Origin of the sequence: Agromyces subbeticus DSM 16689 (assembly GCF_000421565.1) — a bacterium.
In the GTDB taxonomy this organism is placed as follows: Bacteria; Actinomycetota; Actinomycetes; order Actinomycetales; family Microbacteriaceae; genus Agromyces; species Agromyces subbeticus.
The window spans coordinates 534,180-546,531 of sequence record NZ_ATXG01000001.1 but is presented as its reverse complement, the minus strand read 5'-3'; the positions used below and the strand labels follow the sequence as shown (position 1 = coordinate 546,531).

13 protein-coding genes are annotated in these 12,352 nt (G+C 71.1%); 6 read left to right on the top strand and 7 right to left on the bottom strand.

What is annotated here, in order from left to right:
• Window positions 1-24 precede the first annotated feature (24 nt).
• Window positions 25-1,719: a long-chain-fatty-acid--CoA ligase gene (locus H521_RS0102485; RefSeq protein WP_022891454.1), complete on the top strand. Its 1,695-nt coding sequence runs from the start codon at window positions 25-27 to the stop codon at window positions 1,717-1,719.
• Between the two features lie 16 nt (window positions 1,720-1,735).
• Here H521_RS0102485 and H521_RS0102480 read toward each other — a convergent pair whose 3' ends face one another.
• Window positions 1,736-2,152 (bottom strand): winged helix-turn-helix transcriptional regulator, encoded by a 417-nt coding sequence (locus H521_RS0102480; RefSeq protein WP_022891453.1) that lies wholly within the window; start codon window positions 2,150-2,152, stop codon window positions 1,736-1,738.
• Between the two features lie 77 nt (window positions 2,153-2,229).
• On the opposite strand from H521_RS0102480, the gene H521_RS0102475 reads away from it, so the two are divergent.
• Together H521_RS0102475 and H521_RS21095 are read left to right on the top strand one after the other, a co-directional pair.
• Window positions 2,230-2,631, top strand: a complete 402-nt coding sequence (locus H521_RS0102475) for a nuclear transport factor 2 family protein (protein WP_022891452.1) — start codon at window positions 2,230-2,232, stop codon at window positions 2,629-2,631.
• Window positions 2,632-2,738: 107 nt separating this feature from the next.
• Window positions 2,739-4,385, top strand: a complete 1,647-nt coding sequence (locus H521_RS21095; RefSeq protein WP_245560916.1) for a bifunctional phosphatase PAP2/diacylglycerol kinase family protein — start codon at window positions 2,739-2,741, stop codon at window positions 4,383-4,385.
• Here the strand turns inward: H521_RS21095 and H521_RS0102465 are convergent.
• Both H521_RS0102465 and H521_RS25705 read right to left on the bottom strand, forming a co-directional pair.
• Window positions 4,351-5,019, bottom strand: coding sequence for a LuxR C-terminal-related transcriptional regulator (locus tag H521_RS0102465; RefSeq protein WP_022891450.1), 669 nt, complete (start codon window positions 5,017-5,019; stop codon window positions 4,351-4,353). The genes H521_RS21095 and H521_RS0102465 overlap by 35 nt on opposite strands.
• Window positions 5,012-6,295, bottom strand: coding sequence for an ATP-binding protein (locus H521_RS25705; RefSeq protein WP_156891248.1), 1,284 nt, complete (start codon window positions 6,293-6,295; stop codon window positions 5,012-5,014). The genes H521_RS0102465 and H521_RS25705 overlap by 8 nt, the downstream gene beginning before the upstream one ends.
• 114 nt (window positions 6,296-6,409) lie before the next feature.
• Between H521_RS25705 and H521_RS25700 the strand changes: the two genes are divergently transcribed.
• Together H521_RS25700 and H521_RS24850 are read left to right on the top strand one after the other, a co-directional pair.
• Entirely contained in the window at window positions 6,410-8,143 is a 1,734-nt protein-coding gene (locus H521_RS25700) for a PspC domain-containing protein (RefSeq protein ID WP_022891448.1), read from the top strand.
• A gap of 1 nt (window position 8,144) precedes the next feature.
• Window positions 8,145-8,552 (top strand): hypothetical protein, encoded by a 408-nt coding sequence (locus tag H521_RS24850; protein ID WP_022891447.1) that lies wholly within the window; start codon window positions 8,145-8,147, stop codon window positions 8,550-8,552.
• A gap of 30 nt (window positions 8,553-8,582) precedes the next feature.
• Here H521_RS24850 and H521_RS0102445 read toward each other — a convergent pair whose 3' ends face one another.
• Window positions 8,583-9,281: a helix-turn-helix transcriptional regulator gene (locus H521_RS0102445; RefSeq protein WP_022891446.1), complete on the bottom strand. Its 699-nt coding sequence runs from the start codon at window positions 9,279-9,281 to the stop codon at window positions 8,583-8,585.
• Between the two features lie 73 nt (window positions 9,282-9,354).
• On the opposite strand from H521_RS0102445, the gene H521_RS0102440 reads away from it, so the two are divergent.
• Window positions 9,355-10,086 carry an alpha/beta fold hydrolase gene (locus H521_RS0102440; RefSeq protein WP_022891445.1) on the top strand — a complete coding sequence of 244 codons (732 nt, stop codon included), beginning with the start codon at window positions 9,355-9,357 and terminating at the stop codon, window positions 10,084-10,086.
• A 128-nt stretch (window positions 10,087-10,214) separates the two neighbouring features.
• Here H521_RS0102440 and H521_RS0102435 read toward each other — a convergent pair whose 3' ends face one another.
• Genes H521_RS0102435 through H521_RS0102425 form a run of 3 tightly spaced genes read right to left on the bottom strand, consistent with a single transcriptional unit; the run spans window position 10,215 to window position 12,329 of the window.
• A complete protein-coding gene (locus tag H521_RS0102435; protein WP_022891444.1) occupies window positions 10,215-11,456 on the bottom strand; it encodes a UDP-N-acetylmuramate dehydrogenase in 1,242 nt (413 codons plus the stop codon).
• Window position 11,457: 1 nt separating this feature from the next.
• Entirely contained in the window at window positions 11,458-11,883 is a 426-nt protein-coding gene (locus H521_RS0102430; RefSeq protein WP_022891443.1) for a MaoC family dehydratase, read from the bottom strand.
• Window positions 11,883-12,329: a MaoC family dehydratase N-terminal domain-containing protein gene (locus H521_RS0102425; RefSeq protein WP_026481801.1), complete on the bottom strand. Its 447-nt coding sequence runs from the start codon at window positions 12,327-12,329 to the stop codon at window positions 11,883-11,885. The genes H521_RS0102430 and H521_RS0102425 overlap by 1 nt, the downstream gene beginning before the upstream one ends.
• Between the last annotated feature and the right edge of the window lie 23 nt (window positions 12,330-12,352).

Here is a 12,352-nt window from a genome sequence, read left to right as displayed (position 1 = left end):
CGAGATTCGAGGGGAACGCGACGCATGAACCCGTACGACGACCGACCGTGGCTCGACCACTACGCCGAGGGCGTGCCGCCCACGATCGACGAACCGACGCAGACGCTCGTCGACATGATCGACGACGCCGTGCATCGATTCCGGCGGCAGACGGCGCTCGAGTTCTTCGGCGCCGAGACGAGCTACCGCGAGCTCGGCGCGCAGATCGCCTCGGCCGCCGAGGGGCTTCGCCGGCTCGGCATCGGGCCCGGCGACCGGGTCGCCCTCGTGCTGCCGAACTGCCCGCAGCACGTCGTCGCGTTCTACGCGGTGCTGCGCCTCGGCGCCATCGTCGTCGAGCACAACCCGCTCTACACGCCGCCCGAGTTGCGGCATCAGTTCGAAGACCACGGCGCCCGCGTCGCGATCGTGTGGAACAACGTGGCCGACACGGTCGCCGAGTTTCCCCGCGATATCCGGCCCGAGCACATCGTCGCGGTCGATCTCGCTCGTGCGCTGCCGTTCGGCAAGCGGATGGCGCTGCGCTTGCCGCTCCCCCGGGCGCGACGCTCGCGTGCCGCGCTCACCACGACCCCGCGCGCCCGCGGGCTCGTGCCGTGGGAACGTCTCACCTCGCGCCGGGCGATCGCCAAGCGGCATCCGCGGCCATCGCTCGACGACACCGCCGTGCTGCAGTACACGAGCGGCACCACCGGCACGCCGAAGGGCGCCGTATTGAGCCACCGCAACTTGCGCGCGAACGCGATGCAGGGCCGCGCATGGGTGCCGGGGCTCGTCGAGGGCGACGAGGTCTTCTACGCCGTGCTGCCGCTCTTCCACGCCTACGGCATGACGTTGTGCCTGACGTTCGCGATGAGCATCGGCGCGCGACTCGTGCTGTTCCCGAAGTTCGACAGCACGCTCGTGCTCGCCGCGGCGCGCCACTCGCCGCCGACGTTCCTGCCGGCCGTGCCCCCGATCTACGACCAGCTCGTGCATGCCTCGGCGGGCCGCCCGCGCGCGCTCGAGAGCATCCGCTTCGCGATCTCGGGCGCGATGAGTCTGCCGATCGCCACGGTCGACCGTTGGGAGACGGCGACCGGCGGCCTCCTCGTCGAGGGCTACGGCATGACCGAGTCCTCGCCCGTCGCCCTCGGCAACCCGATGGGACCGACCCGCCGCCCGGGCACCGTCGGCGTGCCGTTCCCGAGCACCGAGATCCGCGTCGTCGACCCCGCGCAACCCGACGCCGACCGGCCCGCTGGCGAGGCCGGCGAGCTGCTCGTGCGCGGCCCGCAGGTGTTCCAGGGCTACTGGCGTCGCCCGACCGAGACGGCCGAGACGCTGCTGCCCGGCGGCTGGCTGCGTACCGGCGACATCGTGCGCGTCTCGGCAGACGGCTTCGTCACGATCGTCGACCGGGTGAAGGAGCTGATCATCACGGGCGGCTTCAACGTCTCGCCGTCGGAGGTCGAGGCGGCGCTGCTCGCGCACCCCGACGTGCGCGCGGCCGCCGTCGTCGGGCTGCCACGCGCCTCGGGCGGCGAAGCGGTCGCCGCTGCGGTCGAGCTGCGCGAGGGCGCGGTCTTCGATGAGTCGGCCTTGCGAGACTTCTGCCGGGCGAGCCTCACGGCCTACAAGGTGCCGCGCCGCATCGAGCCGTTCGACGAGCTGCCCCGCTCACTCATCGGCAAGGTGCTGCGGCGCGAGGTGCGCGAGTCGCTGCTCGAGCGCGACTGAGCGCACGCGCGCCTCGTCAGGCGCCGGCGCCGTCGCCGTCGGTTCGCCGGTCGTAGACGTCGCGAGCGTCGAGCACCTCTTCGATGTGCTGCTCGGCCCAGAGGCCCAGTGCGGTCAGCGGCTCGCGGAGCGTGAGCCCCAACGGCGTGAGCTCGTACTCCACGCGAGGGGGCATCTCGTCGTAGGCGGTTCTCGTGAGCACGCCGTCGCGTTCGAGGTCGCGCAGCGTCTCTGCGAGCACCTTGCCGCTGATGCCGCCGACGGTCTGGCGGATCGTGCCGAACCGGGCGGGGCCGTCGCTCAGCGCGATCACGATCATCGCCGTCCATTTGTTGGCGATCTTCGCCAGCGAGGTGCGCGACGGGCACGTGGCGAGCATGACGTTCCACACCGGTGCTTGCGCCGTCGATGGCTCGGTCGCCGGTGCTGTCATGGTTCGCCTCCAGTTACGTTGAGGTAACAAGTTACCATCTGAAACTATGGCTCCTACCAGCTCACGAAGGAGACAACATGACCGAACAGACCCCCGCGGCAGTCGCGGCAACCTACTTCGACGCCCTCGGGCGCGGCGACATCCCCACGGTGATGGCGCAGTTCAGCGACACCGTCACCTGGCACCAGCCCGGCGCCAACCGGTTCTCGGGCGACCACCACGGCGTCGCCGGCGTCGGCGCCCTGCTCGGCGGCATGATGGAGGCGAGCGAGGGCAGCTTCCAGCTCGCGGTCACCGGGCCCTCGATGGTCAACGGCGAGCTCGTCGCCGTGCCGGTGCGGTTCACCGGCAGTCGTGCGGGAGCCTCGATGGACATGTCGGGCGTCGACCTGCTCACCGTTCGCGACGGCAGGATCGTCGAGGTGCACTTGTTCTCCGAAGACGGTCATGGCGAAGACGCGTTCTGGGGCCAGGGCTAACAGCGTGCCGAGGCGCGCAGCCCGGGGTCGGCCGGCCGGGCCGACCCCATCGCCGAACCATTTGACAACCCGTCGACGGGGCGATCACACGCGCCTACGATGACGGCGTGGTGTTCCGGAACGTTCGCGTCGCCGTACAACGTACGAAAATTCTGCCCGCCTGGGTTCGGCGAGCGGATGCCGCGGCCGCACGAGCCGTGAACGCCCGCCGCACCCATCCGCTGGCCGACCGGTTCTGGTCGCGCGTCTCGGGCTTCGCCGACCGCGGCGTGCTGTGGTGGACCATCGCGGGCGTGCTCGCCGTGATCGGCCGTCGCCGCGTGGCGGCACGCGGGCTCGGCTCGCTGCTCATGGCGAGCGCGCTCACCAACGTCATCGCCAAGCGCGTCTTCGGCGGCGACCGGCCGTTGCTGGCGGATGTGCCGATCGGCCGGCACCTGCCGAAGCCGCCCATCACGCCCTCGTTCCCATCAGGGCACTCGGCGAGCGCCGCGGCCTTCGCCACGGGAATCGCCATCGAGTCGCCGCGGCTCGGCGCAGCTCTCGCGCCGGCCGCGCTCGGCGTCGCCTATTCGCGGCTGCACACCGGTGCGCACTGGCTCTCCGACGTCGTCGGCGGGCTCGCCCTGGGCGCCGGGGTCGCGGGGCTGAGCGCGCTCGTCGCGCGACCAGGGCCGACGCCGCTCGACGCGTGGGCGGCGAGCGGGGACGACCGACCGCTGCCAGCCTCTCCCGACGGCAGCGGCGTGTTCATCGCGGTCAACCGCGCCTCGGGCACGAGCGTGCTGCGCGGCGACCCGGTGCGGGTGCTCGAGCGAAGGCTGCCACTTGCCGAGCTGCACCTGGTCGACGGTGACGATGCAGGCGACGACGGCGACCCGGCCGCCGCGGTTCGCGCCGCACTCGCCCGCGAGCATCCGCCGCGCATCGTCGGCATCTGCGGGGGCGACGGCTCCGTGGCCGCGGTGGCACACGAGGCCCGCGCGGCGGGTGTGCCGCTGCTGGTCGTGCCCGGCGGCACGTTCAACCACTTCGCGCGCGCGGCGGGCGCGGCATCCGTCGATCTCGCCGTCGATGCCCTGCAGCGCGGCGAGGGGGTGCGGGTGGACGTCGCCGAGCTGCGTTTCGCCGGCGGGCCGCCGATCACCGTGCTGAACACCGCCTCGGTCGGTCTCTACCCCGACTTCGTGGCCGAGCGGGAGCGACGCGAACCTCGATGGGGCAAGTGGCCCGCGGCGCTCATCGCCGCGGTGCGAGTGCTGCGGCGCTCGGCCCCGGTCACCGTGATCGTCGAGGGCCGGCGTGCCCTGGTCTGGACCCTCTACGTCGGCGTCGGGCTGAACGACCCCGGCATCCCCGCCCCGATGCAGCGCCGGCGCCTCGATGGCGGCGTGCTCGACGTGCGCATGCTGCACGCCGGCTCGCGGGTGCGGGCGGCCGGAGCGCTCGCCTTCGGCCGGCGCACGAGCACGTTGCTGCGGCGCATCCGCCTGCTGCCGAAGCGGTTCGAGTCGTTCACGAGCGAGTCGATCGAGGTGCTCGTGCGGCCGAGACATGGTCAGCCGCCCGGGTTCGCGCACGACGGCGAGGTGTCGATCGAAGAGCCGGTCGAGGCATCCGCTCGTACCGCAGCACCCGGCTACCGCACGACCGTGCGAATCGTGCCCGCGGCGCTCGACGTCTACCGGCCGGCGAGCACGAACCTCGACAAGCAGCGGCCTACAGCAGCCGCCGCGCGTTCGCCCAGGCCGTGAGCTCGTGCCGGCTCGAGAGCTGCAGCTTGCGCAGCACGGCCGAGACGTGCGTCTCGACCGTCTTCGTCGAGATGAAGAGCTCGGCCGCGACCTCCTTGTAGGCGTAGCCGCGGGCGATCAGCCGCATGACCTCCTGCTCGCGAGCTGAGAGCCGGTCGAGTTCGTCGCTCGCTGCCGCGGTCTCGCCGACCGCCGCCCCGAAGGCGTCGAGCACGAAGCCCGCGAGCTTCGGCGAGAACACGGCGTCGCCGCCTGCGACGGCCTGCACCGCTCGGCTGACATCGGCTCCTGATGAGCCCTTCGTGATGTAGCCACGGGCGCCGGCGCGAATGACGCCCACGACGTCTTCGGCCTTGTCCGAGACCGAGAGTGCCAGAAAGCGAGTCGACGGCACGGATGCCGCGGCGCGACGGATCACCTCGGCGCCGCCGCTCGTGCCCGCCGGTACCGCCACACCGGGCAGGTGCACGTCGAGCAGCACGACGTCGGGCGCGGCATCCGTCACCGCCGCGACCGCCGACTCCACGTCATACGCCTCGCCGACGACCTCGATCGAGTCGTCGAGGTCGGCCTTCAGGCCGGAGCGGAAGATCGAGTGATCGTCGACGATCACCACGCGCACGCGCTCAGCCACGACTCGCCTCCACCCGCTCGGAGGGGAACCGCAGCCGCACCTCGGTGCCGATGCCACCCGCGCCCGGCCGCACCTCGCCCGATCCGCCCGAGCGCCGCATGCGGCCGATGATCGACTCGCGCACGCCGAGCCGGTCGCCCGGCACCTCGGCGAGCGCGAAGCCCGGCCCGCGGTCGCGCACGAAGACCTCCACGGCGTCGGGCGACGACTCCACGTAGACCGACACCTCGCCGCCCGCGTGTCGGGCCGCGTTGAGCATCGCTTCACGAGCCGCCGCCGCCACCTCGCCGCTCGCGCTCTCGCGCGACTCCCCCACGACGACCACGTCGACCGTCACCGCGTAGTCGATCTCGAGCGCGGCGCCGAAGTTGCGCAGGTCGGTGCCGAGGTCGCTGTCGGCGGGTGCGTCACCGGCGAAGAGCCAGTCGCGCAGCTCACGCTCCTGCGCCCGCGCGATGCGAGCCACCTCGCTCGTCGCGCCCGCTCGGTTCTGGATGAGTGCGAGCGTCTGCAGCACCGAGTCGTGCAGGTGCGCGGCGATCTCGCTGCGCTGCTCCTCACGGATGCGCTTGGTTCGCTCGACCGTGAGGTCGCGCCACGCGGCGATGAGGGTCGGCACGTAGACGAGCGCGATGCCGAAGACCGCGGCGAGCGCCACGGCGAAGCTCACGACGGTGTCGGACTGGCGACTCACGATGAAGATCTGCACGAGCGCGGTGATCGCCAACAGCACCGTGGCGAACGCGCGCACCGCGAGTTCGTGGCGAGGCCCTCGAGCCGGGTCGGGTCGGTCGATCAGGGTCGCCCACGCCGCAGCCGCGACGGCGAACGCGATGCCTGCGAGCGTGACGAGGCTTCGCGATCCCTCGATCTCCGCAGCGGCCAGCGTCCAGACGCCGCTGGCGATCCAGACACCGAGCAGGCACACGGTGGATGCCCCGACCAGCAGCCACGCGACCGGAGCACTTCGGGTCGGGCGTTGGTCACCCTCGCGCCACGGCGTGAACACCCACAGCCACAGGTAGAGCAGCACGCCGGCACCGGCCGCGATCGTCGCGAGCACGAACGCCGCGCGAACCAACCAGACCGACCAGCCGAGATGGTCGGCGAGACCGGCGGCGACGCCGGTGGCCATGCAGTCGCGGGGCCGGGTCATTCGCGGAATGGTCGCGGCGGTCGACGATCGCGCCGTCGTCGACACGTTCTCGGCGGCGTCGGCGGCTTCGGCGTCGACGGATGCCGCGGCATCCGTGGCCCTCACCGCCCCGCTATCCATGCAGCCATCCAAGCAGACCCTGACGCGGCCGCCGCGGTCGGTGCGCCACGCTCAGGGTCGAATCAGGGATTCACCCCATGGCGGGGCATCCGTCATCGCTGCCAGCATCGAAGCATGGAGACGAACCCGACTGCCCCAGAGGCGGACAACGTGCACGACGACGCGAAGGGGGACTCCGCGGCGCCCGGCGCGTCCGCCGAAGGGGCGACCGGGTCGACTCCATCCTCCGGTGCTCCCGGCGCGGCCGGTACCGATCAGCGAGCTGACGCCGCGGCTGCGCCGGGCACCGGCAACGGCTTCTACGCCTGGCTGCACCGACTCGGCCTGCCCCGGCGTGCCGGGTGGCTCGGCGGCGTCTGCGCCGGTGTCGCCGCGCGCCTCGGCATCGACCCGATCATCGTGCGCGGCATCGTCGTGGTCATCGCGGTGCTCGGTGCCCCGTTCGTGCTGCTCTACGCGATCGCCTGGCTGCTGCTGCCCGACACCGAGGGCGAGATCCACTTCGAACGGCTGACGCGGGGCATCGTCGACCCGGCGATGGTCGGCATCGCGGTCATGGGCGTCATCGGCCTCGTTCCGCTCGTGCAGGGCGGGTGGCTCGGCTGGCGCTGGTGGCCCGACTGGCCGACCCTCGACAACCAACTCTTCGGCTTCAACCTGCTCTGGCCGCTGCGAGTGCTGTGGGTGCTCATCGTCGTCGGTGCGGTCGTCGCGCTCGTCGTGTGGCTCGCGCGGCGGGCCGCCCAGAACCCCCCGGGCGGTGGCGGGCCGCGAATGGCTTCCGCGGCGACCGCCGCCGCTCCGGGGTACCACTCGTCGGCCACGGCGTACACGCCGGATGCCGCGTGGGCGACCGGGACGTCGACGCCCGCGTCCGCTTCCGCCACGGGCGCAGCCCAGTTCGGCAGCGACGCAGGCGCTCCCCCGGCCGCGGTGGGCATCGCCGCACCGGTCTCGAACGTCGAACCCGCGGTGCCGGCCGAGGGCGCAGACGCCGCCGCGATCGCCGACTGGCGCGCACAGCACGAGGCCTGGCGCGTGTCGCACGCCGAATGGAAGACGGGCCAGGACGACGCCGAACGCGCGGCGCGAGCACTGGCCGCCGCCGAGAACAAGGAGAAGGCGCGCCTGCTCACGGCCCAGGCCGACGAGGCACGGGCAGCGCGGCGCACCAGCCGCCCGCGAGCGAGCGCCGCCTTCGTCTTCACCTTCCTCGGGCTGGCCATCGTCGCCGGCTCGGTCGGGGCCATCTGGTCGCTCGGCAGCTCGGATGTCGCGGAGTTCGCGATCCCGATCGCGCTCGGGGTCGCGACGCTCACGCTCGCCGTGGGCATGCTCATCGCCGGACTTCGGCGGCGGCGCAGCGGAGGGCTCGCCTTCATGACGACACTGACGGCGATTGCGATGGCGATCGGCGTGCTCGTGGCGTCGATCCTGCCGCAGGGGGTGCTCGTTCCGCCGGGGTACGGGATTCCGCTGTCCCAGTCGCAACGGCTCGTGCAGCCGTTCGGTGATGCGTACATGCATGTCGGCCCGAGACGCGTCGACGACACCACCCCCGTCATCGAACTGCGGCAGGGCACTGGTGATTCCTGGATCACGGTCGAGCCGAACGCCCGGGTGGTGCTCGACGCGAGCGAAGCCGGTCACGTCGACGTCGTCGTGTGGTCACCCGATTTCTCATCGAGCTCGACCCCGCAGCTCGGCGGCCTCGATCGTGAGGCACTGCTGCTCGGCGGGGAGGGCGGCATCGGCGAATACACCGCAGGCGGCGACCCCGTCGACGCGCGGATCGTGCTCGAACAGAACTCCGGCATGGTGCACATCGAGATCCGGGAAGGAAACTGACATGACCACGAACACGCCCGACTCCGAGAAGCCGGCCGGCTCGGCCGAGACCGCCGTCACGGCGATCCTCGCCGACTGGAGCAGCCCCGCCAGTGGCACCCCGCCGGTCGCGCCGGCGCCACCGGCTCCGCCGGCATCACCGGCGAGCGTCGACACGTCGGTCGCGTCGGCCGCTGCACGACCGACCGTGCGATGGGGAGCCATCGTCTGGGCGCTGCTCTACGGATCCGCCGCCGCCACGACGCTCTGGATCCTCATCGACCCATCCCGCCGCGACTCGGTCGGCGGCTGGCTCACGACACTCAGTCCGCTCACCGCCACGCTCTACGCTGTCGTCGCCCTGGGGGTGATCGTGGCCCTGTTCGGCATCGTCGGCCTCATTCGCCGAGGCGAGCGCGCCCGCCGCTGATGTACTGACAGGAGAGGTTGATCGAGGCAGTCACTCGCCCCAGCCGTGCACCGGTCTGGCGTTCTCCGGGGGCTCTCCGACCTCGTGGATGGTGTGGCCGCTACAGGCCATCTTGGTGACGCTGGCCCACTCGATGCGTGACGCGGCGAACCATCGCATCGCGTCGCGCAGACGGCACCACCCAACCAGGTACCACCGGCCGCTCGTGGAAGCGAACAGCACGGGCTCGACGTCACGGGTGGTCGTGGTGCCGTCTCGTGATGTGTAGCGGATGCGAATCACCCGCTGCTCGGCCATGGCCTCCTCGAGTGCTGACCTGATGGCGCGCGAGGAGGAAGGAAGCACATTGACCCAGACTCGGTGGGCCAGCTCGTCGGCTTGCGCTCGGGTCCTGGGATCGAGGACGTCCATGATCTTCCGGATGCCAGCTGCAGCCAGATCCGCGTAAGGAGCATCGGGTGCGGCGGACACAGCTGTCATGAGCGCCACGGCCTGCGCCGGGGACAGGGTGACAGGAGGCAGCGATGCGCCTTTGGCCAGCCCGTATCCACCACCCGGACCCGGGCGAGACCAGATCGGCGCGCCGCTGTTCTCCAGCGCATCGAGGTCTCGCTTGACAGTGCGCACCGACACCTCGAACTCTCGCGCCAACCGTTCAGCGGAGACTCCCCGCACGCCGCTGCGACGCAACATCTCGGACAGGGCATGAAGACGTTCGGCTCGCCTCACTGTTCAGGCCTTGGCAAATTCATGACATAAATAGTGACACGCTCTTGTCGATCCCGGCTGGGAGGGTTGTCACATGACAACTCCCACGAGCAGTCCGATCACCGTTCTCATCGCCGGCCATTGGCTGGGGGCATGGGCATGGGACGAAGTCCTTGAACACCTCGAAACCAACCACACTCGCGCAGTCGCGATGACTCTGCCTGGTCTCGACGGAGACGACACCAACCGCGCGGCGAAGACTCTCGACGACCAGGCAGCAGCGATCCGAGACGTCATCGCTCAGCACGGCGATCAGCCTGCCATTCTCGTCGCGCACAGCGGGGCTAACGCCCCCGTCAGCCTCATCCTCGACCGGCACCCCGAGCTTGTCTCCCGGGTGGTATGGGTCGATTCCGGCCCGGTGGCGGACGGTAGCGTGTTCGCCCCTGACTTTCCGGATGAGCTCGAAGAACTGCCTCTGCCGTCGTTCGATGCCCTCGGGCAGCAGGCGAGCCTCGAAGGCCTGAGCGCCGAGGCCCTTGAGCGATTCCGGGTGAGGGCTGTCCCGGAGCCTGCCTCAGTGCTTCGTCAGCCCGTCGAGCTCGCGAACGAGGCCCGCCACGGCGTCCCGACGACCTTGGTGTGCTGCTCAATGTCGGGCGAGCAGGTGATGGAGCTGGTCCAGGCAGGTCACCCTATGTTTGCCGAGGTCGCGAATCTCGAACACGTCGACATCGTCGACCTCCCCACGGGGCACTGGCCTATGTGGAGCCGGCCCCGCGACCTCGCCAAGGTCATTCGGTCGGCGGCGTCGCAGACCAGCTGAACTGCACTCGCAACCTGAAGGGGCCAGCCGGATTCGGCTGGCCCCTTTCCGTCTTGGAGGGAACTCATGACACATCCAAACGCTGCTCTCACACCGCGCCACCGCCTGCAGTTGCCCGCCTCGTACAGCTAGAGCTCGAGGCCGACGAGCACGGGCTCGGGCCGCAGCACGATGCCGAACTCGGCCTGCACCCGGCTCTGCACGAACCGCGCGAGCGACGCGACCTCTTCGGCGGTCGCGCCGCCGCGATTCGTCAGGGCGAGCGTGTGCTTCGACGAGATCGCGGCGCGCGAGCCCGGCAGTGCGAATCCGCGCCGGACGCCCGACTGCTCGATGAGCCATGCCGCCGAGAGCTTCACGAGCGGCCCGGTCTCGGCCTCAGGAGCTTCGAGCGCGTCGGCATCGAATGCGTCGAGCTCGGCCTGGTGCGCGAGAAAGTCGTCGAGCGGTGTGGCCGACGCCAGCGGCCCGAGCGGCACGACCTCGTCGGGCTCATCGGGTTCCACGTACCAGCGCGGCGCCGACGCCGGCAGCAGGCGCGCGACGTGCTCGCTGACGATGGGGTTCGTGAAGAACGAGCCGGCGCTCACAGAGTCGGGGTCTGAAGGGTCGAGCACCATGCCCTTCGAGGCGCGCAGCGCGAGCACGCTCTCGCGCACCTTCGCGATCGGCACCCGGTCGCCCTGCTGCACGTGCAGCGCATCGGCGAGCTGCCCGTAGGCGATCGGCCGGCCGAGGGCCTCGCCGAGCACGGCCCGCTCGGCGGTGGTGTCGTGCAGCTCGAGTTCGACGGTCACGACGATGCCGCGCAAGCCCTGCTTCAGCACCGACGTGCGGTATTCGAGCTCGAGCTCGTCGGCCGTCATGCGCCGAGGGGCATCGGTACCCTCGTCGAGGAACTCGATCGCCACGAGCGTCGACGCGAGCTCTTGGCCGTAGGCGCCGATGTTCTGCACGGGAGCCGCGCCCACCGAGCCCGGAATCCCCGAGAGCGCCTCGATGCCCGCGTACCCGTGCTCGACGGTCCAGGCGACGAGGTCGTCCCACGACTCGCCGGCCTGCACTCGCAGTCGCGCGGAGTGCTCATGGTCTCGAGAGGATGCTTCGCCGCTGCCCGACCCGAGCCCCGAGCCGGTGGAGGGCAGCACCTCGATGCCGCGCGTCGCGACCCTGATGACCGTGCCCGCGAAGCCCTCGTCGCCGATGAGCAGGTTCGAACCGCCGCCGAGCGCGAGCCACGGGGCATCCGTCGCCCAGGTCTCGACCGCGAGGTCGACGAGGTCGCGCTGCGTCGTGGCCGTGACGAGCCGGTCGATCGGGCCACCGACCTGCAGGGTCGTGAGCTCGGAGAAGCGGATGTCGCCGCTCATGTCAGCCGAGGGAGACGCGCACTTGCGCCTTGCCGAGCACCGTCTCGTCGCCGACCTTCACGGTGAGGTCGATGCGAACGACGGATGCCGCCTCGTCGAGCTGCCCGACCTTGGCCGTGACGTCGATGGTGGCACCCGCCTGCGGGTCGACCACGACGGGGCGGGTGAAGCGCACCTGGTAGTCGGCGATGCGGCCGGGGTCGCCGGCCCAGTCGACGACGGGCTGCACGGCGAGCCCCATGGTCAGCATGCCGTGGGCGAGCACGCCCGGCAGGCCGACCTCTGCCGCGACGTCGTCACGGTAGTGGATGGGGTTGAAGTCGCCCGAGGCACCGGCGTAGCGCACGAGCGAGTCGCGGGTGAGCGGGAACGAGCGCTCGGCGACGACGTCGCCGACGGTGAGGGATGCGAAGTCGGGGGTGGGCATCAGTCTTCTCCTCGCACGACGAGCTGCGACACGGCGGTGACCACGTGGGCACCGTCGGCATCGACGATGACCGATTCGGCCACGACGATCGAGTGCGGGCCGAGCGACTTCACGCTCGAGACGGTGAGGGTCGCGGTGAGCTGATCGCCGGCGACGACCGGGCGGGTGTAGCTGAAGCGCTGGTCGCCGTGCACGACCCGTGAGAAGTCGATGTCGGCGTCGGGTTCGGCCAACAGCTGGGCGAGCGTGAGCTCTTGCACCACGATCGGGAACGTCGGCGGCGCGACGACATCGGCGTACCCGGCGGCGCGCGCCGCCTCGGGGTCGAGGTTGATCGGATTCGTCGCGAAGACCGCGCGCGCGAACTCGCGCACCTTCTCACGACCGACGAGGTAGGGCTCGGTGGGCGGGAGGACCCGCCCCTGCAGCTCGGGGTTCACTGGCACCCCGTCAGTCTATGCAGTGGGGT

Coding starts and splice junctions, on each gene's coding strand:
- H521_RS0102485 (WP_022891454.1), top strand. CDS start 25: ATGAACCCGTACGACGACCGACCGTGGCTCGACCACTACGCCGAGGGC.
- H521_RS0102480 (WP_022891453.1), bottom strand. CDS start 2,152: ATGACAGCACCGGCGACCGAGCCATCGACGGCGCAAGCACCGGTGTGG.
- H521_RS0102475 (WP_022891452.1), top strand. CDS start 2,230: ATGACCGAACAGACCCCCGCGGCAGTCGCGGCAACCTACTTCGACGCC.
- H521_RS25705 (WP_156891248.1), bottom strand. CDS start 6,295: ATGGATAGCGGGGCGGTGAGGGCCACGGATGCCGCGGCATCCGTCGAC.
- H521_RS25700 (WP_022891448.1), top strand. CDS start 6,410: ATGGAGACGAACCCGACTGCCCCAGAGGCGGACAACGTGCACGACGAC.
- H521_RS24850 (WP_022891447.1), top strand. CDS start 8,145: ATGACCACGAACACGCCCGACTCCGAGAAGCCGGCCGGCTCGGCCGAG.
- H521_RS0102440 (WP_022891445.1), top strand. CDS start 9,355: ATGACAACTCCCACGAGCAGTCCGATCACCGTTCTCATCGCCGGCCAT.
- H521_RS0102435 (WP_022891444.1), bottom strand. CDS start 11,456: ATGAGCGGCGACATCCGCTTCTCCGAGCTCACGACCCTGCAGGTCGGT.
- H521_RS0102430 (WP_022891443.1), bottom strand. CDS start 11,883: ATGCCCACCCCCGACTTCGCATCCCTCACCGTCGGCGACGTCGTCGCC.